The sequence below is a fragment of the Methylobacterium terricola genome, from assembly GCF_006151805.1.
GTDB classification, from domain to species: Bacteria; Pseudomonadota; Alphaproteobacteria; order Rhizobiales; family Beijerinckiaceae; genus Methylobacterium; species Methylobacterium terricola.
Genome location: NZ_VDDA01000035.1, coordinates 14312 through 34679 on the forward strand (window position 1 = coordinate 14312; position 20368 = coordinate 34679).

At 72.7% G+C, this 20368-nt stretch carries 17 protein-coding genes; 12 read left to right on the forward strand and 5 right to left on the reverse strand.

The genetic code is table 11. The features are described 5' to 3' along the window. Positions 1–35 precede the first annotated feature (35 nt). The 3 genes from FF100_RS32375 to FF100_RS32385 all read left to right on the forward strand — a co-directional run bounded on the left by FF100_RS32375 (position 36) and on the right by FF100_RS32385 (position 4044). Positions 36–1670, forward strand: coding sequence for a porin (locus FF100_RS32375; RefSeq protein WP_139040149.1), 1635 nt, complete (start codon positions 36–38; stop codon positions 1668–1670). A 192-nt stretch (positions 1671–1862) separates the two neighbouring features. Continuing rightward, a complete protein-coding gene (locus FF100_RS32380) occupies positions 1863–3749 on the forward strand; it encodes an OmpA family protein (RefSeq protein WP_139040150.1) in 1887 nt (628 codons plus the stop codon). Positions 3750–3759: 10 nt separating this feature from the next. Further along, positions 3760–4044, forward strand: a complete 285-nt coding sequence (locus FF100_RS32385; protein WP_139040151.1) for a hypothetical protein — start codon at positions 3760–3762, stop codon at positions 4042–4044. A 218-nt stretch (positions 4045–4262) separates the two neighbouring features. Here FF100_RS32385 and FF100_RS38560 read toward each other — a convergent pair whose 3' ends face one another. Together FF100_RS38560 and FF100_RS32395 are read right to left on the reverse strand one after the other, a co-directional pair. Further along, positions 4263–5429 (reverse strand): OmpA family protein, encoded by a 1167-nt coding sequence (locus FF100_RS38560; RefSeq protein WP_342779042.1) that lies wholly within the window; start codon positions 5427–5429, stop codon positions 4263–4265. A gap of 1157 nt (positions 5430–6586) precedes the next feature. Beyond that, entirely contained in the window at positions 6587–7609 is a 1023-nt protein-coding gene (locus FF100_RS32395) for a DUF2865 domain-containing protein (RefSeq protein WP_139040153.1), read from the reverse strand. A 184-nt stretch (positions 7610–7793) separates the two neighbouring features. Between FF100_RS32395 and FF100_RS32400 the strand changes: the two genes are divergently transcribed. The 9 genes from FF100_RS32400 (at position 7794) to FF100_RS32440 (ending at position 17717) form a co-directional block, all read left to right on the forward strand. Then, positions 7794–8309 (forward strand): CreA family protein, encoded by a 516-nt coding sequence (locus tag FF100_RS32400; protein WP_139040154.1) that lies wholly within the window; start codon positions 7794–7796, stop codon positions 8307–8309. Positions 8310–8500: 191 nt separating this feature from the next. Next, the gene (gene minC, locus FF100_RS32405; RefSeq protein WP_139040155.1) at positions 8501–9313 is read left to right on the forward strand and encodes a septum site-determining protein MinC; all 813 of its coding nucleotides are present in this window, start codon (positions 8501–8503) and stop codon (positions 9311–9313) included. Positions 9314–9469: 156 nt separating this feature from the next. Beyond that, positions 9470–10285, forward strand: a complete 816-nt coding sequence (gene minD, locus FF100_RS32410) for a septum site-determining protein MinD (RefSeq protein ID WP_139040156.1) — start codon at positions 9470–9472, stop codon at positions 10283–10285. Then, on the forward strand, positions 10282–10542 hold the full coding sequence (minE, locus tag FF100_RS32415; RefSeq protein ID WP_139040157.1) for a cell division topological specificity factor MinE: 261 nt from the start codon (positions 10282–10284) through the stop codon (positions 10540–10542). The genes minD and minE overlap by 4 nt, the downstream gene beginning before the upstream one ends. A gap of 188 nt (positions 10543–10730) precedes the next feature. Further along, on the forward strand, positions 10731–11558 hold the full coding sequence (locus FF100_RS32420; protein WP_139040158.1) for an SDR family NAD(P)-dependent oxidoreductase: 828 nt from the start codon (positions 10731–10733) through the stop codon (positions 11556–11558). Then, positions 11555–12457, forward strand: coding sequence for an alpha/beta hydrolase (locus tag FF100_RS32425; RefSeq protein ID WP_139040159.1), 903 nt, complete (start codon positions 11555–11557; stop codon positions 12455–12457). Before FF100_RS32420 ends, FF100_RS32425 begins: the two co-directional genes overlap by 4 nt. After that, positions 12454–13980, forward strand: a complete 1527-nt coding sequence (locus tag FF100_RS32430; RefSeq protein WP_246102638.1) for a flavin-containing monooxygenase — start codon at positions 12454–12456, stop codon at positions 13978–13980. Before FF100_RS32425 ends, FF100_RS32430 begins: the two co-directional genes overlap by 4 nt. Positions 13981–14142: 162 nt before the next feature. Beyond that, entirely contained in the window at positions 14143–15636 is a 1494-nt protein-coding gene (guaB, locus tag FF100_RS32435) for an IMP dehydrogenase (protein ID WP_139040160.1), read from the forward strand. Between the two features lie 167 nt (positions 15637–15803). Continuing rightward, a complete protein-coding gene (locus FF100_RS32440) occupies positions 15804–17717 on the forward strand; it encodes a putative bifunctional diguanylate cyclase/phosphodiesterase (protein WP_139040161.1) in 1914 nt (637 codons plus the stop codon). A gap of 122 nt (positions 17718–17839) precedes the next feature. Here FF100_RS32440 and FF100_RS32445 read toward each other — a convergent pair whose 3' ends face one another. The 3 genes from FF100_RS32445 to FF100_RS32455 form a co-directional block, all read right to left on the reverse strand. Further along, on the reverse strand, positions 17840–18220 hold the full coding sequence (locus tag FF100_RS32445; RefSeq protein ID WP_139040162.1) for a cell division protein ZapA: 381 nt from the start codon (positions 18218–18220) through the stop codon (positions 17840–17842). Between the two features lie 131 nt (positions 18221–18351). Then, positions 18352–18639, reverse strand: a complete 288-nt coding sequence (locus tag FF100_RS32450) for a DUF4164 domain-containing protein (RefSeq protein ID WP_139040163.1) — start codon at positions 18637–18639, stop codon at positions 18352–18354. Between the two features lie 152 nt (positions 18640–18791). Next, positions 18792–19934 (reverse strand): GGDEF domain-containing protein, encoded by a 1143-nt coding sequence (locus FF100_RS32455; protein WP_139040164.1) that lies wholly within the window; start codon positions 19932–19934, stop codon positions 18792–18794. Positions 19935–20368: the final 434 nt, after the last annotated feature.

Below are 20368 nucleotides of genomic sequence, written 5' to 3' on the forward strand. Positions count from 1 at the left end.
TTCACCCCCAGGGTCTCGAAACTTTGGAGGTCTCGATGAAGCTCGTGAAGAGCCTTCTGCTGGGTTCGGCCGCCGGCCTGACCGTTGTGGCTGGGGCGCAGGCTGCCGATCTGCCTATCAAGAAGGCAGCGCCTGTTGAATTCGTTCGTGTCTGCTCGGCCTATGGTGCCGGCTTCTTCTTCGTTCCGGGTACGGATACCTGCCTGCGCGTGTCGGGCCGCGCCCGCTTCGAGGCCGGCTATTCGCAGGGCTACCAGCGCGGTGGCAACAACGGCGACCTGATGGGTTACCGCGGCCTCGGCCGCCTCAACCTCGATGCCCGCACGCAGACCGCCTACGGCACGCTCCGCGCCTTCGTCCGCTTCGAGCTCGCCTCCCGCACCGGCGCCTACCTGAACTCGGGCACGCAGCAGCGCATCGCCAACGCCTTCCCGGCGCTCGGCGTCGACACGTTCGGCCGCGCCCAGCAATACGTGAACGTCGACAAGGCCTTCATCCAGTTCGCCGGCCTCACCGCCGGTCGCGCGGCCTCGTTCTACGACTTCTACGCCCACGACTTCGAGATCATCGGCACCTCGCTGGGCTCGGACGTCGCCTCGACCAACCTGCTCGCCTACACCGCCACCTTCGGCGACGGCTTCTCGGCGACGATCTCGGTCGAAGATCCGATCTTCCGCAAGAACCCGCTGTTCGGCACCGCCACCGCCGGCAACGCGGCGAGCCAGTTCGCGGTCTTCACCGCCGGCGCCTCCAACCTGACCCCGGTCATCGCCACCAACGCGGCCGGCGTGCCGGTCGGTGAGGCGTTCTACGACGTGCGCCAGACCTCGCGCATGCCCGACTTCGTCGGCGCCCTGCGCTACGACGCCGCCTGGGGCTCGGCCCAGCTCTCGGCCGCCGTGCACGAGCTGAACGCCCAGAACGCCTCGTCGGTCCTGACCTTCGGCGGCGCCACCATCGCGCCTGGCTCGGTCGTCACGCCGCGCGTCCAGACCGAGTACGGCTGGGCCGTGCAGGGTGGCGTGAAGTTCAACCTGCCCTTCATCGCTCCGGGCGACTCCCTGTACCTGCAGGGTTCGTACGGCGAGGGCGCCCAGATCTACACCGGCTACTCCCAGTACATCGGCACCTACACCGCCAGCGCCGGCAACACCCAGGGCTCGCCCTTCGCGGCGTACTTCACTGACGCTGCCGTCAACCCGCTGACCGGCAAGATGGAGCTGTCGACCAGCTGGACGGTGGTCGGATCGTACCTGCACTACTGGACGCCGGAAGTGCGGTCGGCGTTCATCGGCAGCTACGGCGAGATGACGTTCGGCAAGACGAGCCGCAACCTGCTCGGCGCGCTGAACTTCAATGGCCTCGGCAACCCGGTCAACAGCCCCGGCGCCTTCCTCTACAGCGCCGCCCTGCGTGACACCAGCCAGTTCGTCGCCGGTGCGAGCATCATCTGGTCGCCGGTCAAGGACCTCGATATCGGCGTCGAGGGTCTCTACAACCGCGTCGACCTGAAGGGCGGCCGCGTGGTCGACCAGAACAAGGCTCCGGGCCAGGTCGCGAGCGGCCTGAACGCCGCCGGCCTGCCGGTGAATGCCGCCGGCGCGGTCCTGCCGACCGCCAACTCGGCCGACACGTTCCAGGTCCGCATGCGCGTCCAGCGCGACTTCTAAGCCGTGGCGCGGTCCCTCCGGGGACCGCCGACGGAGGACGTCCTCGGGGTCCCGGCGCGAGCCGGGGCCCCTTTTTGCGCGGCGTGCGGCCGGCGGCCTGTCGCGCCTTGCTGATGCCGGAAACCGGCGCCAGGGTGGCGGACCCGCGCGTGATCCCCCCGCCGCGCGTCACCCCCGCGACGAGGTCCCTCGGTGGCGATTCGCTCGATCGGCTGGCTCGCCGGCCTTCCCCTCCTGGCCGGTGCCTGGGTTGCGGCGACGTCTTTCGCCGAGCCGCGGCTCGAAGCCGCCCTGGAGGCGCCCGCCGAGGCCGTGGCGGCGGGCACCGGCCGCGACGGAGCCGAGCCGTGGCTGCGGGTCGAGGCACGGGGCCGCGACCTCGTGGCGAGCGGCGAGGCGCCGGCCGACGCCGCCCTCGCCGGCGCCCGCGCCGCCCTGTCCGGCCTTCCTGGCCACCGCCGGATCACCGACCGCCTCGGGCTCGTGGCGGAGGTCTCGCCCTTCACCTGGGCGGCGTTGCGCCGCTCGGCCGACCACCTCGACCTGATCGGCCATCGGCCGGCGGAAACCGGCCGCGCCGCCCTCGCCGATTCCCTCGGCGCCGGCCTGCCCGCCGGGATCTCGCTGCGCGACGCGGCGCGGGCCGCCCGCGGCGCGCCGGCGGCGTTCTCCGAGGCCGCCCGTTTCCTCGTCGGGGTGGTCCTGCACCTGAAGCCCGGCGCCACCGCGGCGATGAGCGGTCCCGTCCTGTCGGTCCGCGGCGAGGCGGCGAGCGTCGAGGCCTATGCCGGCCTCAAGGCGGACCTCGCCCGGCCGCCCGCCGGGTTCACGATCGGCGAGGTCGCGGTCGAGCCGGCCCTGGCCGCGCCCTTCACCTGGTCGGCGAGCCGCAGTCCGGACGGCATCCGCCTCGACGGCTACACCGTGTCGGAGGGCGACCGGGCGGCGATCCTGGCCGCCGCGCGGCTCCTCGCCGACGGCGCCCCGGTGATCGACACGATGCGCACCGCCCGCGGCCTGCCCGCCGGGATCGACGCCCGGGCGCTCACCGACCGGGCCTTCGCGGCCCTGGCGCTCTTGCGCGACGGCACCGTGTCCCTCGACGGGGCGACCCTGTCGCTCCGGGGGGCCGCCATCGACGCCCAGGCGGTGCGCGAGGCCGAGGCCGTGGCCGACGCCCTGCCGGCGGGCGTCTCCCGCGGGACGGTCGCCCTGACGGCGAGCCCGGTCTCGCCCTACATCGTCACGGTCCGGCGCGGGCCGGAGGCCTTCACGCTCACCGGCCACCTGCCGGATGCCGAGGCACGCTCCGCGCTCCGTGCCGCGCTGCGGCCCTACCTCTACGGCGAGCGGGTGATCGACCGCACCCGCCTCGCCGAAGGCGCGCCACCCGCCCTCGTCGAGGGCCTGGCCGCCGGGATCGGTGCGCTCGGCCAGCTCGCCGCGGGCGAGGTGACGGTGCGCGACCAGAACCTGCGCATCGCAGGCGAAGGACTTTATCCGGAAAGCGCCCGCCGCGTCGCCGCGGAGGCGGCGCGGATCGCCCCCGCCGGCTGGCGCACCGAGGTCGCGGTCGGGGACCGCGGCGCGGCGCCGCTGCGCGATCCGGCCTCCTGCCGCGATACCTTCGCGACGCTGGCGAACGAGTCGACCCTGCGCTTCGATCCCGGCAGCGCCGACCTCAAGCCCGCCTTCTACCCCGTCCTCGACGAGGTCGCGGGTCTCGCCCGCGCCTGCCCGCAGGCCCGGATCGAGGTCGCCGGCCACGACGACCCGCCCGGCTCCGCGCCGCCGCCGGCACCGAAGGAGCCGCCCGCGCCGAAGGACGTCTCCAAGGACGCCAATAAGGGCAAGGCGGCGCCGAAGCCCGGCAAGCCGGCGGCGAAACCCCCGACTACCCCGTCCTCCGAGAAGCCCGCCGAGGCGGCGTCGATGCCCGATCCGGGCCTGCCGCAGCGCCGGGCGGCGGCGATCGTCGATTATCTGGTCAAGGCCGGCATCCCGGCCGGGCGAATCGCCGCCGCGCCCGCCGACGCCCCCACCGACCGCCGGTCGGTCGCCTTCGCCCTGCGCTCCTGAGGGCCCTGCCGTGCTGCTCCTCGCTTCCGTCGCCTGGCCGGGCGTTCTGGCGGGCCTCCTGATCGGCGCCGGCACCGGCTGGTGGGCCGGCCTGCCCGCCGCCCGGGGACCGCGCCTCGCCGCCGCCCTGATCGCGCTCCTGGCGCTTGCCGCCGGGGCGGCGGCACTCGCCGGCCTCCTGCCCGGCTCCCTCGCGGTACCGGGGCGGGACGGCTTCCGGATCGAGATGGCGGCCGTGATGCTGGCGGCCTACCTCGCCGGCTGCGTTCTCGGGGCATTGCCACGGCGCGCGTGAGCCCACGGCCCGGGCCCCGGTGGGCCGGCTCGACGGTGTCGTTCGAGTGCAAGACAAGTTCGAGTGCAAGACAAGTTCGAGTGCAAGACAAGGCGCGGGCCGTCTCCTCTCCCTGCCTGCGGGGAGAGGAGGAACCCACGCCGCACCTGGATTGCGAACGGATCCGGCGGGAGCCCTGAACGGAAGCGGGCCGCCCCAGGGGGCCGCCCGGCAGGGCGTCAACGCTGCTGCTGTTGCGGCGGCTGGGCCTGCTGCTGCTGGATCAGCGGCGTGATGCGGCGCACGGTGACCCGACGGTTCTCCCGCGAGGGGCCTTGCGTGTTCACCTTCAGGTATTGCTCGCCGTAGCCCTGGGTCGTCAGGTTCTCCGGCGGCACTTTGAAGTCGCGGGTCAGCACCTCCGCCACCGACTGCGCGCGGCGGTCGGAGAGCGAGAGGTTGTCGATGTCGCTGCCGACCGCGTCGGTGTAGCCCTCGATCAGGAACACCTCCTGCGGGTTGTTCTGGATCGCCTGGTTGATCGCCGCCGCGATGGTGGCGAGGCGGCGAGCCTGGTCGGGTGTGACCTGCCACGATCCGGTGTCGAACGTGATGGTGTCGATGTCGACGCTGCGCATCCGGGCGCGCAGGGTCGGGCTGTAGCGCACCTGATCGAGGGTGTAGCGCCGCTCGATCGGGGCGACCGGCGGGGCGGTGAGCGCCTCGTAGATCGCGCCCTCGTCGGCCCGGTCCGCCTCGACCACGTAGCGGTCGCGGGGGATGCGGATGTCCGGCGGCGGCAGCACGACGACGTCCCGCTCGATCGACCGCGGCGGGCCGCCGTAGGAATTGTCGATCAGCACCACCTCGCGCCCGTCCGGCCCGCGGCGGTAGCGCCGCAGCAGCCGGCCGTCGTCGTCGACCACCGTGAAGACCTGGTAGCCGCCGGGGCGGTCGATGATCGTCACGGTGTCGCGGCCGCGGCGCTCGATCCGGGCGTCGCGGTCGAGCAGGCGGAAGCGCTCGGTCTCGTCGTGGCGCAGGAAGTAGCGGTCGTCGTCGCGCACGATCACCCGGCCCGGCTCGCGGATGATCAGGCGGCCGCCCTCGTTGTACTCGCGCCGGGCGCGGCGCACGTCCTCGTAGCTGCGCACGTCGATGTCGCCGCGGCGGAAGCCGCCCGGGACATAATCCGGGGCGTCGCGGCGATAGCCTCCGGGCAGGTCGCCGCGGTCGTCGAAGCCGCGCCGGTCGCCATCGCGCCGGTCGTCGCGACGGTCGAAGTCACGGCCATCCCGGCGGTCGAGATCGCGACGATCCTGGTCGCGCGGGTCGCGCCGGTCGATGCCACGCTCATCACGGTCGTCGGGCGCCGCGCCGCCGGGCACGAAGGGGCGGCCGGGCACGCCGGGCCTCTGGTTCGGCGGCAACGGTGCGCCGTTCGGGCCGGCGCCGGGAGCGTCGGGCCGATCCGGTCCGCGGTCGGGCCGGGCATCGCCGGGCGCCGGCGGCGGGGTCGGCCGGCCCGGGGCAGGGGGCTGGCCGGGAGCCGGTGCCTGACCGGGTCCGCGCGGACCGCCGGGCGCGTCGGGCCCGCGGCGCTCGTCGCGCGGATCGGGCCGCTCGTCGCGGCGGTCCGGACGGTCGGGACGGGCGTCCGGGACCGGGCGCTCGCGCGGGTCGGGCCGCCCGGCGGGACCGCGGTCCTGCGACGGCCCCGGCGGGCGGCCGGGCTCCTCGCCGCGCGGGGCGCGGGGCTCCGGACGCTCTTGCCGGTCTTGGCGCTCTTGCCGGTCCGGACGCTCCTGCCGGTCTTGGCGCTCTTGCCGGTCTTGGCGCTCCTGCCGGTCCTGGCGTTCCGGCCGCTGCTCCTGGCGCTCGCGCGGATCCGGCCGGTCGGGGCGACCCTGCGGGCCACGCTCTTGAGGGCCGCGGTCCGGCGCGTCGGGCCGCTCCTGACGCTGCCGCGGTTCCGGCCGCTCACGGGGCTCTTGCCGCTCGCGGGGTTCCTGCCGCTCGCGGGGCTCTTGCCGCGGCTCGGGCCGCTCGCGCTGTGGCTCGGGTCTCTCCTGACGGGGCTCCGGCCGCTCGCGCGGCTCGGGCCGGGGAGCGGCGCGCTCCGGCCGGGGCTCCGGACGTTCCTGGCGCGGCTCCGGACGTTCCTGCCGGGGCTCCGGCCGCTCGCGCGGACCACCCGGGCCACCCCGCTCACCACCCGGGCCACCCCGCTCACCGCCCGGGCCGCCGCGTTCGCCGCCAGGTCCACCGGGGCCGCCGCGCTCGCCGCCGGGCCCACCGGGTCCGCCCGGCCCGCCCTGGGCCAGTCGGATCACGTCGTCGCCTCGCGCCGCCACCTGGCTGGCAAGAAGGGGCTGGAGCAGCAGCGCCGGCAGGATCGTACCGGTCAGCAGCAGCGCGCGGGCAGAACGCATCAGGGGAACCTCTCGTCCGTCGTCGGTTCCTTCGAACCTCGTGACGGCGAGTTGGTTCCCCGAGGCGGTGCCCGCGGGTCAGCCGCCCGTGAGCGGCCGTCCGATCTCGTCGGGTCTGGCCCGGGCGCGACTTACGGCGTCGCGACCGGGGCGGCGCCGGGGGCCGAAACGGCGACGGCCGCGGCCTGCGGGCCGTCCGCCTTGGCGACGAGCGGCACCGGGATGAGGTTGGGGGCGATCACCCGGATGGCGGGGCGTTCCTCGGGCCCGGCCGGGCGGGCACCCTCGGCGGTCTCCTCCTCGACCCGGGTCGCGGCGGTGGCGGCGAGCGTCGCGGCGGCGCGGTCGGCGCGGCCGACCAGGGTCAGGCGCACCTTCGGCCGCGACATCGCCTCGGCCTGGGCCGGGGTGACGAAGATGTCGCCCTTGTGGCGCACCAGCATGCTCTCGGCCTTGACCAGCGCCTGGGCCCAGGTCTGCGTGCCCTTGCACGAGCAGTTCGGCACGAAGGTCTTCTGGAACTTGAAGGCGTTCGGCAGGGCCGAGTAGGCGCGCTTCGACTGGATCGCGGCGGCCTGGGTCAGGCCGCTGTCGGTGGGCGGCATCGAGTAGGCGGCGGCCTCGGCCCCGGGGCAGAGCGCCTGGCACATCTCGTCGGCGCCCTCGCGGCCGTCGGGCAGGTTCGGCATCGGGAAGTAGGCGCCGTCGCACATCCGCACGCAGATCACCTGCGAGCCGCCGCGGCCGAAGCCGTCGGCCGGTTTCGGCTGGGCTGCGGCGGCGCTCTGCAGGCCGGTGCAGGCGTCCTTCACGGCGGCGATGAGCTGCCCGCGGCGGGCATCCGAGATCTCGCGGGCCCCGGCGCCATAGCCGGCATTGAGGGCGCGAATGCGCTGCTCGACCTGGGCGCATTGCGGCGGCCGCATGTCGAAGAACAGGAAGCGCCCGCCCTCGCAGCCGATCGACTGGCGATAGGCGACGAGCTGCTGGATCTCCTCGATCTGGCCGCGGTTGGACTCCCGCTGCAGGCCGGCGAGCTCGGCGCGATAGCGCTGGCAGGCCGCGGCATTGGGCTCGGCCAGGGCAGCCTGGCACAAGGAAAGGGTCGCAAGGACGCCGGCAAGGAGCCGGACCGTGTAGCGGAGCAGCGGCATGGCGTTCGGGGGACCGACCGGTATGCGGGGACGACCGCCCACGAGGGCGGCGGACGAGAACGAGCTGCCCCGCGCGCGGATGCGCAAAGCGTGGCTGGACGGGACGGGTCCGTTCTAGCCGCCCTCGCCGCCGCGCGACAGCCTCCCTACATACGTTAAGCTCGTTTGCGGAAAGGTTGACGCGATGGTGTGGCGGCGGGGTCTCAGGGCTGTTTGCGCGGCGGCGTGTCTCGGGCTCGCCTCCGGTGCGGCGCTCGGGCAGGAGCCGGACCGGATCTTCGACAAGTCCACGGTGTGGCGGCCGCTCACCCCCAACGACAAGCTCGTGGTCTACGGCATCGACGACCCGGACGTGGCCGGCGTCGCCTGCCACTACACCCAGCCCGAAAAGGGCGGCATCAAGGGCACGCTCGGCCTTGCCGAGGAGGTCTCGGACATCTCGCTCTCCTGCCGCCAGGTCGGGCCGGTCAAATTCAAGGACAAGATCAAGCAGGGCGAGGTCGTGTTCAGCGAGCGGCGCTCGCTGATCTTCAAGAGCATGCAGATCGTGCGCGGCTGCGACGCCAAGCGCAATACCCTGATCTACATGGTCTATTCCGACAAGGTGGTGCAGGGCTCGCCCAAGAACTCGACCTCGACGGTGCCGCTGATGCCCTGGGGCACCGAGCCGCCGCCGAAATGCGGCGACTTCCTGGGCTGAGGCCGGGCACGTCGATCGTGATCGCGGAATGGGGGGCCCGCGCCGGCGCGGGCCCCTTTTTATTGTCTCGACGCCATGGCGGCGTCTGTCGGTCCCTTGCTCCGGCCGCTGTGTCCCGGCCGCCGGCCTGCCGCCGAATTCCCGCCGGGGCGGGGAGGCATTAACGATCCGGTAACCACGATGCGCGCTTCATGGCCTCCGGTAACAACTCGTCAACCGCCGTGACCAGCATCAGCCTCACCCGCCCCTCCCTCCCGCTGCGCGGCCGCTCCTTCCGGGCGCTCGTGCTCGCGCCGGAGACGCCGCTCGGCGACTGGTTCTCGCACCTGGATGCCCTGGTGCAGCGCTCGCCGACGCTCTTCTCCGAGCGCGCCGTGATCCTGGACGTCTCGGGCCTCGCCAAGGATCCCCTCCGGGGAGACGCGGCCAGGCTCGAGACGGCCGAGCCCGCCGAGGACGACACGGATGCCGCCGCGGCGACGCCGGACATCGCCGGCCTCGTCGACGAGCTCAAGCAGCGCGGCATCCGCATCATGGGCGTCGAGAAGGCCGAGCCGGCCTGGCTCGGCCCGGCGCTGCCGCCGCTCCTCAGCGGCGGCCGCCCGGCCGAGATGGCGCCGCCGGCGGACGTCAAGGCACCGGAGCCCGTCAAGGCGCCGGAGCCGCCGCGCAAGCCGAACTCCCTCGTCCTCGAGAACCCGCTGCGCTCGGGCCAGTCGGTCTACCATCCCGAGGGCGACGTCACGGTGATGGGCTCGGTCGCCTCGGGCGCCGAGATCCTGGCCGGCGGCTCGATCCACATCTACGGGGCCCTGCGCGGCCGCGCCATCGCGGGCGCCGGCGGCAACCCCCGGGCCCGCATCTGCTGCCGCAAGTTCGAGCCCGAGCTGATCGGCATCGACGGCCTGTTCCGCACCGCCGACACCACCGACCCGAAGCTGCGCAAGAAGGCGGTCCAGGTCTGGCTGGAGGGGGAGACCCTCCGCATGGCCGCCCTGGACTGATCCCGCGCCGCGACACCAGACGACCGGGCGAAGTCCCGCGGGCGCGTCCCGCCCCGACCCGCCCGACGAGACAGACCACCGAAACCCCGCACGCGCGCCTCCCGGACCCCGAGCCGGACGCCGCATCATCCCGACCGCTCTGGGGGGAGCACGAGAATGGCCAAGATCATAGTGGTGACGTCCGGCAAGGGCGGAGTGGGCAAGACCACCACGACGGCGGCGCTCGGCGCCGCCCTCGCCCAGGCTGGCCAGAACGTCTGCGTCGTCGACTTCGACGTCGGCCTGCGCAACCTCGACCTCATCATGGGCGCCGAGCGCCGCGTCGTCTACGACCTCATCAACGTCGTCCAGGGCGACGCCAAGCTCACCCAGGCCCTCATCCGCGACAAGCGCCTCGACACCCTCGCGCTGCTCCCCGCCTCGCAGACCCGCGACAAGGACGCGCTCACCGACGAGGGCGTCGCCCGGGTGATCGGCGAACTGCGCGAGAAGTTCGACTGGGTGATCTGCGACAGCCCGGCCGGCATCGAGCGCGGGGCGACGCTGGCCATGCGCCATGCCGACATCGCCGTGGTCGTGACCAATCCCGAAGTCTCCTCGGTGCGCGATTCGGACCGCATCATCGGGCTGCTGGATTCCAAGACCGAGCGCGCCGAGAAGGGCGAGCATCTGGAGAAGCACCTGATCCTCACCCGCTACGACCCCGGCCGGGCCGAGCGCGGCGAGATGCTGAAGATCGAGGACGTGCTGGAGATCCTGTCGATCCCGCTCCTGGCGGTGGTGCCGGAGAGCGAGGAGGTGCTGAAGGCCTCCAACCTCGGCAGCCCGGTGACATTGAACGCCCCCCAGAGCGCGCCGGCCCGGGCCTACATCGATGCGGTGCGGCGCCTGCGCGGCGAGACGGTCGAGATGATCGTACCGTCCGAGAAGCGCTCGCTCCTTGGCAAGCTGTTCACCCGGAGGGCGGCATGAACCTGCTGAGCTTCCTGTCGCGGCGCGGCACGGCGCCGGTGGCGCGCGAGCGCCTGCAGATCCTGCTGGCGCATGAGCGCACCGCCTTCGGCAATTCGGACCTGGTGGCGGTCCTGCGCGAGGAGATCCTGGCGGTGATCGCCAAGCATGTGGCGATCGACCAGGACAAGGTGAAGATCACCATGGAGCGGGGCAATTCCGTCTCGACCCTGGAGATCGACGTCGAGCTGCCGAAGGCGGTTCACCAGGCGGCCTGAGCCGAGGGCACCGTTCGACCAAGCGGATCCCGGTTCGCCGACGACGAGACGGCAACGATCGTGGATCGAGGGCGGCGTCCGGGTGCAGCGCGATCGGACGCCGCTCTCGCGTCACGCATCCTGCGCCCCTTGCGCTCCTGTCACGCCCGGGCGATTCAAGGCGTGACGGGGCCGGACGGAGCGAGCTGTTGGCGGACGCCTTCCCATTGCACGACACGCTGGCCCTGGTCACCGGGGCCGGCAGCGGCATCGGCGCGGCCCTGAGCGTCGGCCTCGCCCGGCGGGGCGCCCGCCTCGTCCTCGTCGACCGCGACCCCGCGGGGCTCGCCCGCAGCGAGGCGGCCGTAAAGGCCCTCGGGCGTGAGGTGAGCGCCCACCTCCTCGACCTCGCCGATGCCGACGCCATCGCGGCCCTGCCGGAGGCGGTCGCCGCCCGGCACGGGCCGCTCGATCTCCTGATCAACAATGCCGGCGTCGCGCTCGCCGGCCGCTTCGCCGATGTCGAGCTCAGCGATTTCGACTGGCTGATGGAGATCAACTTCCGCGCCGTGGTGCGGATGACCCACGCCTTCCTGCCCGTCCTCGAGAGCCGGCCGGCGGCGCAGATCGTCAACCTGTCGAGCCTCTACGGCATCGTCGCCCCGCCGGGCCAGGCGGCCTACGCCGCGAGCAAGTTCGCGGTGCGCGGCTTCTCCGAGGCGCTGCGGCACGAATATGCCGGGACCAGCCTCGGCGTCAGCGTGGTGCATCCGGGCGGCGTCGCCACCGCCATCGCCCGCAGCGCCCGGGCCGGCCCGCGCCTCGACCCCGCCGAGGTCGCCAAGGGCAAGCAGGCCGCCGAGCGCTTCCTGCGGCTGTCGCCCGAGGCGGCGGCCGACCGCATCCTGCGCGGCATCGCCCGGCGCGAGCCCCGCATCGTCGTCGGTCGCGACGCCGCCCAGGTGGCGCTGATCCAGCGCCTGATGCCGGTGCGCTACTGGTCGCTGCTCGCCCGCGCCATGGAGCGAACCACATGACGAGCCTGCGCGCCCATGTCTTCAACTGGATCATCCGCTGGCAGGTGAGGCCGAAGATCGCCCGGGCCGGCGGCGACGTCGCGGCGATCCGGCGGATCTTCAACCAGGCGAGCTTTCCCGAGCCGGCCGGCGTCGCGTTCCGGCCCGGCGAGGTCGGCGGCGTCCCGGGGGAGTGGGCCGAGCGCCCCGGCCTCGCGCCGGACGCCCCGCGCCTGCTCTACCTGCATGGCGGCGGCTTCATCGGCTGCTCGCCCCGCACCCATCGCTCGCTCACCGGCGCCTTCGCCGGCAGCGGCTTCCGGGTGTTCTGCCCCGATTACCGCCTCGCGCCGGAGCACCCGTTCCCGGCCGCCCTCGACGATGCCGCCGCCTGCTGGTCCGCCTTCGCGGCGGCCGGGCCGGCGGGCGTCGCGGGCGATTCCGCCGGCGGCAACCTGGCGCTCGCCCTGATGCTGCGGGCGCGGCGGGACGGCCTGGCGATGCCCGAGGCCGCCGTGCTGTTCTCGCCCTCGACCGACATGCTCGGCCGCGGCGCCTCGATGCTCGGCAATGCCCGCCGCGACGCGATGTTCGACCCCACCAAGCTCCAGCACCTCGTCGACCTCTACCTCGCCGGCCACGACCCCACGGACCCGCTCGTCTCGCCGGTCGAGGGCGATCCGGCCGGCCTGCCGCCGCTCCTGTTCCATGTCGGCGACCGGGAGGTCCTGCGCGACGATTCGGTCCGCTTCGCCGAGAAGGCGAAGGCGGCGGGCGTCAACGCCACCGTGAAGACCTGGCCGGTGGTGCCGCATGTCTGGCAGCTCGCCCACTCGTTCCTGCCGGAAGGCCGCCGCTCCCTGTCCGAGGCCGCCGCCTTCCTGAAGACCCACGCGCGGGCGCCGGAGGCGATCCGGTGACGGATGCTCCCGCCCCGCCGGCGCCCTGGCCGACCGAGCCGCTCGACCTCCTGGTGATCGGGGCCGGCTTCTCCGGCCTCGCCATGGCGATCCGGGCCCGGCAGGCCGGCCTCGCGAACCTGCTCGTGGTCGAGAAGGCCGGTGCGGTCGGCGGCACCTGGCATGAGAACACCTATCCGGGCGCCGCCTGCGACATCCCGGCCCATCTCTACTCCCTGTCCTTCGCCCCGAAGCCTGACTGGACGCGCATCTATGCCGGCCAGCCGGAGATCGCCGCCTATCTGGGCGAGCTGGTCGAGCGCTTCGCGCTCGACCGGTGCCTGTCCTTGGCCACCGCGGTCACCGGCGCGGTCTGGGACGGGACGCGGTCCCTGTGGCGGGTCGAGACCGATCGCGGCCCGCTCGAGGCCCGGGTGGTGGTGTCCGGCATGGGGGCCCTGCATCACCCGGCGCTTCCGGCGATTCCCGGCCTCCACAGCTTCCTGGGGCCGCTCTTCCACACCTCCTCGTGGGATCACGGGGTCGCCCTGACGGGCAAGCGCGTCGGGATCATCGGCACCGGGGCGAGCGCGATCCAGGTCGTGCCGGCCATCGCGCCGGAGGTGGGGCAGCTCACCCTGTTCCAGCGCACGGCTCCCTGGGTGATGCCGCGCCACGACCGGCCGATCGGCCCGCGGCTGCAGGCCCTGTTCCGCCGCCTGCCGCCAGCCCGCCGGCTGCTGCGCGCGGTCCAGTTCTGGGCCCGGGAGGCGCGGGCGGCCCTGGGCTTCACCCGTGTCTCGGGCCTCACCCGCCTCGCCGAGGCCGCGAGCCGGCACCACCTGCGCAAGCAGGTCGCCGATCCCGCGTTGCGCGCCAAGCTGACCCCGGCCTATCGTCTCGGCTGCAAGCGGGTGCTGCTCTCCGACGATTACTACCCGGCCCTGACCCGGCCGAACGTGACGCTGGAGACCGAGGCGATCCGCAGCGTCACCCCGGACGGCGTGACGATGGCGGATGGCCGCCACCATCCCCTCGACGTGCTGGTGCTCGCCACCGGCTTCGACGTCACCGCGTCGCTGGCCCGGGTGCCGGTGGTCGGCCGCGACGGGCTGATCCTGGCCCGGGCCTGGGGCGAGCGGGTGACGGCGCATCGCGGCGTCGCGCTCGCCGGTTTCCCCAACTTCTTCATGCTGCTCGGCCCCAATACGGGCCTCGGCCACAACTCCGTGGTGCTGATGGTCGAGGCGCAGGTCTCCTACGTGCTGGCCTGCCTCGCCGAGATGAAGGCGCGGACCCTCGCGGCGATCGAGCCGACGCCCGAGGCGCAGGCGCGCGACCTCGCCGCGCTCGAGGCGCGGCTGTCGGGCAGCATCTGGCAGCAGGGCGGCTGCGCCTCCTGGTACCAGGACGGCGAGGGCCGCAACGTCGCGCTCTGGCCCGGCACCGTCGTCGCCTACCAGCGGGCGATGCGCGTGCCGGATTGGGACGAATTCGTCCTGACCCCGGCCCGGACCCGGACGGACGCCCCGCAAGAGGCGTGAATCGCATCGCTGCGCTGCGGCGATAGCGCTTTGCGCCCGTCACGGACGCGTGCTATCGGCCGGTGCCAACTCAAGACAGGCTCTTGCCGGGGAAATCGCTCGGCACGACGCCGATTTCGCGGTCGACCCGTCAAGGGCGCCGCACGCACCAGGAGTTGGTTCATGGCCCGCATCAGCACCGATACGATCATCGAGGGCCTGACCTTCGACGACGTCCTGCTCCGCCCCGCCGCATCCTCGGTGATGCCGGCCGAGGTGAATCTCGGCACCCGCCTCACCCGCACGATCAAGCTCAACATGCCGATCATCGCCTCGGCGATGGACACGGTGACCGAGGCCCGGATGGCCATCGCGATGGCGCAGCACGGCGGCCTCGGGGTGATCCACCGCAACCTCGAGCCGCCGGAGCAGGCCGAGCAGGTGCGCCTCGTCAAGAAGTACGAATCCGGCATGGTGCTCAACCCGATCACCATCCACCCGGACGAGACCCTGGCCGACGCCTACGGCCTGATGCGCCAGCACGGCATCTCGGGCATCCCGGTGGTCGAGCGCGGCCCCAACGGCTCGCGCGGCAAGCTCGTCGGCATCCTGACCAACCGCGACACGCGGTTCGCCACCAACCAGAGCCAGCCGGTCGCCGAGCTGATGACCCGCGACCGGCTGATCACCGTGCGCGAGGGCGTGACCCAGGACGAGGCCAAGCGCCTGCTGCACCAGTTCCGCATCGAGAAGCTGCTCGTCGTCGACGACCACTATCGCTGCATCGGCCTGATCACCGTCAAGGACATCGAGAAGCAGGTCGCCTACCCGAACGCGATCAAGGACGAGCAGGGCCGCCTGCGGGTCGCCGCCGCCACCACCACCGGCGACGGCGGGTTCGAGCGGGCCGAGCGCCTGATCGATGCCGGCTGCGACGTCATCGTGGTCGATACCGCCCACGGCCACTCGGCCAAGGTGCTGGAGAGCGTGCGGCGGGTGAAGACCCTGTCGAACGCCGTGCAGGTCATCGCCGGCAACGTCGCGACCCGCGAGGGCGCCCAGGCGCTGATCGATGCCGGTGCCGACGCGATCAAGGTCGGCATCGGCCCGGGCTCGATCTGCACCACCCGCATCGTCGCCGGCGTCGGCGTGCCCCAGCTCACCGCCATCATGGAGGCGGTCGAGGCCGGCAACGAGGCCGACGTGCCGGTGATCGCCGATGGCGGCATCAAATATTCGGGCGACCTCGCCAAGGCGATCGCCGCCGGCGCCTCGGTGGCGATGCTCGGCTCGCTGCTCGCCGGCACCGACGAGGCGCCCGGCGAGGTGTTCCTCTACCAGGGCCGCTCGTACAAGAGCTATCGCGGCATGGGCTCGGTCGGCGCCATGGCGCGCGGCTCGGCCGACCGCTACTTCCAGGCCGAGGTCAGCGACACCCACAAGCTCGTGCCCGAGGGCATCGAGGGCCAGGTTCCCTACAAGGGCCCGGTCGCCGCGGTCCTGCACCAGCTCTCGGGGGGCCTGCGCGCCGCCATGGGCTATGTCGGCGCCCCGACGATCCCCGAGATGCAGGAGAAGGCGCAGTTCATCCGCATCACCAATGCGGGCCTGCGCGAGAGCCACGTCCACGACGTGACCATCACCCGCGAGAGCCCGAACTACCCGGGCCGCGTGTGAGGCCCCGGCCGCCTCCCTCCCTGGGGGGCGGCCGGCCCATGACCGCGGACGGACGCGACCGATCCGGGTCGCGGCGGCGCGTGGGCCCACCGCTCCGGCGGTGAAAGACATTCTTGATGACCAAGGGTTAGACTGGTGTCTTGCGCAACCGCGCAGGAGACGCAGTCATGATGTTCGAGCGCCGCATCAACGCCGATCTGGTGCTCCCGCGATACTACGCCTTCGCCACCAAGATGCCGCCGCTCTACGCCTTCCTGGCGGCGGCGATGCTCGCCGTCATGGTTCTGTTCCGCGGGCGGGAGCCGGTTCTGGCCTCCCTGGCGATCCCCGCCTTCCTGATGGCGATGGCCTGCATCCGGGGATGGTGGTGGTACCGCCACCGCGACGACGCGATCACGACCGAGCAGGCGCAGGCACGTCTCACCCGCGCCATCGTCCTGCTGGTCGGCGCGGCGATCCTGGCTGTCGTGATGGTGCTCAGCCTGTCTTCCGCCGCGAGCGCGGAGGAGAAGCAGTTCCTGTCGCTCATCTGCGTCCTGGCCGGCTTGGTCGGTCTCTTCTGCCTGAGCAACTTGCGCTACGTGGCGGTGCTGTGCACCGCCGTGACACTGTTCCCGGCGGTCGTTCAGTACTTCTCGGCCGGGACCATGCCGGCGATGCTGTCGGGACTCGTTCTCCTGCTCGCCGTCGCGAGCCTCGCGTGCTCCCTGACCAGTTCCTACGACGAGTTCACGACGCTCGTGCGCTCGAAGCTGGAGATCCAGCAACTCGACCAGGAGAACGTCCGCCTCCTGAGCATCGACATGGTGACCGGGATCCCCAACCGCCGGTTCTACTTCGATGCCCTGTCGGCGGCCCTGGCGGCGAAGGACGGTGCGGGCACGATGTCCGTCGGCGTCATCGATCTCGACGGCTTCAAGCCGGTCAACGATTCCTACGGCCATCGGGTCGGCGATGCCGTATTGCGGGAAGTGGCGCAGCGGCTCTCGGAGGCCGTGCCGCAGGTGAAGGGCATGTCGCGGATCGGCGGCGACGAGTTCGCCTTCTACCTCGACTCCGTCACGGACCCCTCCGACCTGATGCAGATCGGCCAGGCGCTGATCGAGGCGACGCAGCACCCCCTGGTCGTCGGCGACCTGACCGTGTCGGTCAGCTGCTCGATCGGCTTCGCCACCTACCCCGAGTCTGCCCGCCAGGCGGACATCCTGTTCGAGTACGCGGATTTCGCCCTCTACCACGCCAAGCGGACGGGCCGTTCCCGATCCGAGATCTTCTCCGCCGAGCACCGGGCTCTGATGAGCGCGGAGGATTCGATCGAGCAGGCGCTCCGGGGGGCGGACCTGCAGACCGAGCTCACGGCCATGTTCCAGCCGGTGGTCGACATGGTCACGGGCCGGGTCCTCGCCTTCGAATGCCTGGCGCGATGGAACAGCCCGACCCTCGGCTCCGTCTCGCCGTCGGCCTTCATCCCGACGGCTGAGCGGACGGGGCTGATCACCCCGATCACGCTCGCGATGCTCGACAAGGCGCTCATCGAGATGCGGACCTGGCCGCCCTCGGTCAAGCTGTCGTTCAATCTCTCGTCCAACGACATCACCAGCCAGCTGGCCGTCCTGCGGATCGTCGGGCTCCTGGCCAAGAGCGGCATTCCCCCGTCACGCGTGATCTTCGAGCTGACCGAGACCGCGCTCCTCCACGACTTCTCCACGGCGCGCGCGAACATCGAGCGCATCAAGGCCACCGGGGCGCAGATCGCCCTCGACGATTTCGGGACCGGCTATTCCAGCCTCAGCCACATCCAGAACCTGCCCTTGAACAAGCTCAAGATCGACCGTCGCTTCGTCCTCGACATCGAGACCAACGAAACGAGCCGGATGATCGTGCGGGCACTGGTCTCGATCTGCGAGGGCATCGGCATCGACTGCATCGTCGAGGGCGTCGAGAGCGAGGGCCAGGCTCGCACGCTCGGCAGCCTCGGCTGCAACGTCGTTCAGGGCTACCTGTACTCGCGCCCCATCCGAAGCCGCGACATCCCGGGCCTCCTGACCCGGCTGGCGCCCGCCGACGCGATCTCGGCCTGAGAGCCGGGATCCCCCGGGACCGCCCCCGCAAAGGACCGCGCGAGGACCGGGAACGCGCCGGTCCTCCCCCCGCTTTGCCCGAGACCGTGTGCCTTGCGAGGACCCGAGTGTCCCCCGGGGCCTCAGCCGCCCTGCGATCCCCCCGGCACCGGCCCCAGCCTTTTGGCCAGGCGCTCGATCCGCTCGGCGGTACGCTGCACGGTCTCGGCGAGGCGCGCCTCGGCGCCCTCGCGCTCGGCGGTGCCGGCATGGGTCGATTCGCGCAAGGCCGCGGTCTCGCGCTCCATCGCGTCCATCCGACGCTTGGTCTCGGCCAGCTCGTCGGCGAGGGTCAGCGCCGCCATCACGTGCAGGCGCATGTCGCCGATCTCGCCGAAGGCCTTGCGCATGTCGCCGATGCGGGCATCGAAGCTCGCGGCCAGCCCTTCGAGGTGGCCTTCCTCGCCCTCGCCGCAGGCCATGCGGTAGGTCTTGCCGGCGATGGTGACCGTCACTTGAGGCATCGCCCCCTCCTCGCACCTATGCATCAATCGCCGGGGTGGTCACCGGTTCGGCGGCGGAAACGATGCAAATCCAGAGAGCCAAGCAGCATTGCCGTGAGCAATCGTGCTTAGGACATGTCGGGCCGGCGGCCTCAGCCCTCGCCCCGCTCGCCCGAGCGGGAGAGGACGCCCTCGACGGTGCCGATGGCGCGGCCGAGGCGGTGGTCGACGTCGTCCGCGACCGATTGCATCTCGGCGAGGCGCGCCGTTGCGCCATCGAGCTCGGCGGCCAGCCGGGCCCGGTCGTCGCGCATGATCTCCAGCTCGGTCTCGAGGTCGCTGTGGCTGCGCTCCGCGTCGAGCCGGCGCGCCACCGCGGATTCGAGCAGGGCCACCGAGGCTTCGAGGCGGCGCAGCGCTTCCTCCACCGCTGCGGTCATGCTCACCTCCGGGATTACGCCGACCACGACAACGCCGACTAAGAACGCGGGAATTCCGTCGCCGGAACCCTAAAGGCCCGGGCCGCGCCTCGCAATCGCCGTGCCGGCCCTCGGCGGCCTTGCGCGCCGTGCCTTGGGGATGGCGGGGACAATCAGGCGGCTGCCGCCACCTCCAGGCGGTTCCGCCCGCCCGCCTTGGCCCGGTAGAGGGCGCGGTCGGCGGCCGAGAGCAGGGCCGGAAGATCGTCCAGGCCGGGTCGCGCCGCCGCGAGGCCGACGCTGACGGTCGCCGGGATGCCGGGGCCGTCGCCGTGCCGGGACGCCGCGGCGAAGAGGCGGGAGATGGTCTCGCCGACGAGCCGGGCCCCGCCGACGTCCCGGCCGGGCAGGAGCGCGGCGAATTCCTCGCCGCCGAGCCGGGCGACGAGGGCGTCCGGCCCGGCCGCCCGGCGGGCGGTATCGGCGAACAGACGCAGCACGGCGTCGCCGGCGGCGTGGCCGTGGCGGTCGTTGATCGCCTTGAAGTGGTCGAGGTCGAAGGCGAGGAGGGCGGCCGGCTGCGCGTCGAGCAGCCGTGTCCCGGCCTCGAAGAAGCCGTGGCGGTTCTGGAGACCGGTGAGGTAGTCGGTGCGCGAGGCCGCCAGGGCGTCCGCCTGCGCCTCCTCGCGCACCAGCGCGATCAGTCCCATCGGCATCGCCACGGAATAGAGCACGCCCTCGTACATCGTGATCTTGCCGAAGGCCGGCAGCAGCCCGTCGCCGTAGGCGGCGACGAGGACCGGCGTCAGGATCACCCTGCCGAGGTTGAACAGGCCGTGCCCGGCCGCGACCGCGATCGCGAGCCGGCGCGCGCGCAAGGTCCGGGTGCTGCGGCTCTGCATCAGCGTCCAGGCGGTCAGCCCGCAGGCCAGCGTGATCGGCAGCGAGGCGAGGTAGTTCCACAGCGCGCCCGGACAGCGCACGCCGACGGTCGCCCACAGCAACGCCAGCGCGACCAGGATCGCGACCGGGCGGCGCAGGGAGGCCGGGCCGTCGAGGCGGGCGACGCCGTGCAGGATCAGCAGGTAGCCCGTGACGATCACCAGGTTGGCGAGCGCACCGCCGACGATGCCGGGGAGCAGCGCGCGGTTGAGCCCGATGGTGACGCCGATCGCGAAGGCCAGGTAGGCGCCGGCCCAGAGGCCGAGCTCGTGCGCCCGCCGCGGATGGGCCTGCCGCTCCCACAGCGTCATCGCCAGCGCGACCAGCACCGTGCCGATGATCAGGTAGTAGAGGGTGGAAAGATCGATCTGCATCGCTGTCGCCGCTTTCACCGGCCGATCTACCGCCGATCAGGCGCGATTTGGTTACAGATCCAGGGCTCTCTCACCCCTCGCGTCGCGGTGGTTAAGGGGTGGCTGACCGGATCTCGACGATTCGACGGCCCCGCGAGGGCGCGGGCTCCGAGGGGGGAGCCCCGACCCGCCCCTCGGAACCGGGTTTTCCCCAAGCCGGGGCCTGAGTTTGACACGTCCCGGCGCCATGTTAGGAAGCCGGCGCCCCGCCCGGCGGCTGTCGCCGGCGAGAACCAGAATACGAGCTGCCGTGACGCCTCCCGTGCCCCCCGCCAGCCCCGTCCCCGAAGGGACGGCCGGCGCGTTCGGGACGGAGAGCGCAGCCAGGCCCCCCGGCCGGCTCCGGCCCCTCTCGCCCATCCCCGATCCGCGTCGCGCCGGCTCGTCCCGCGCGG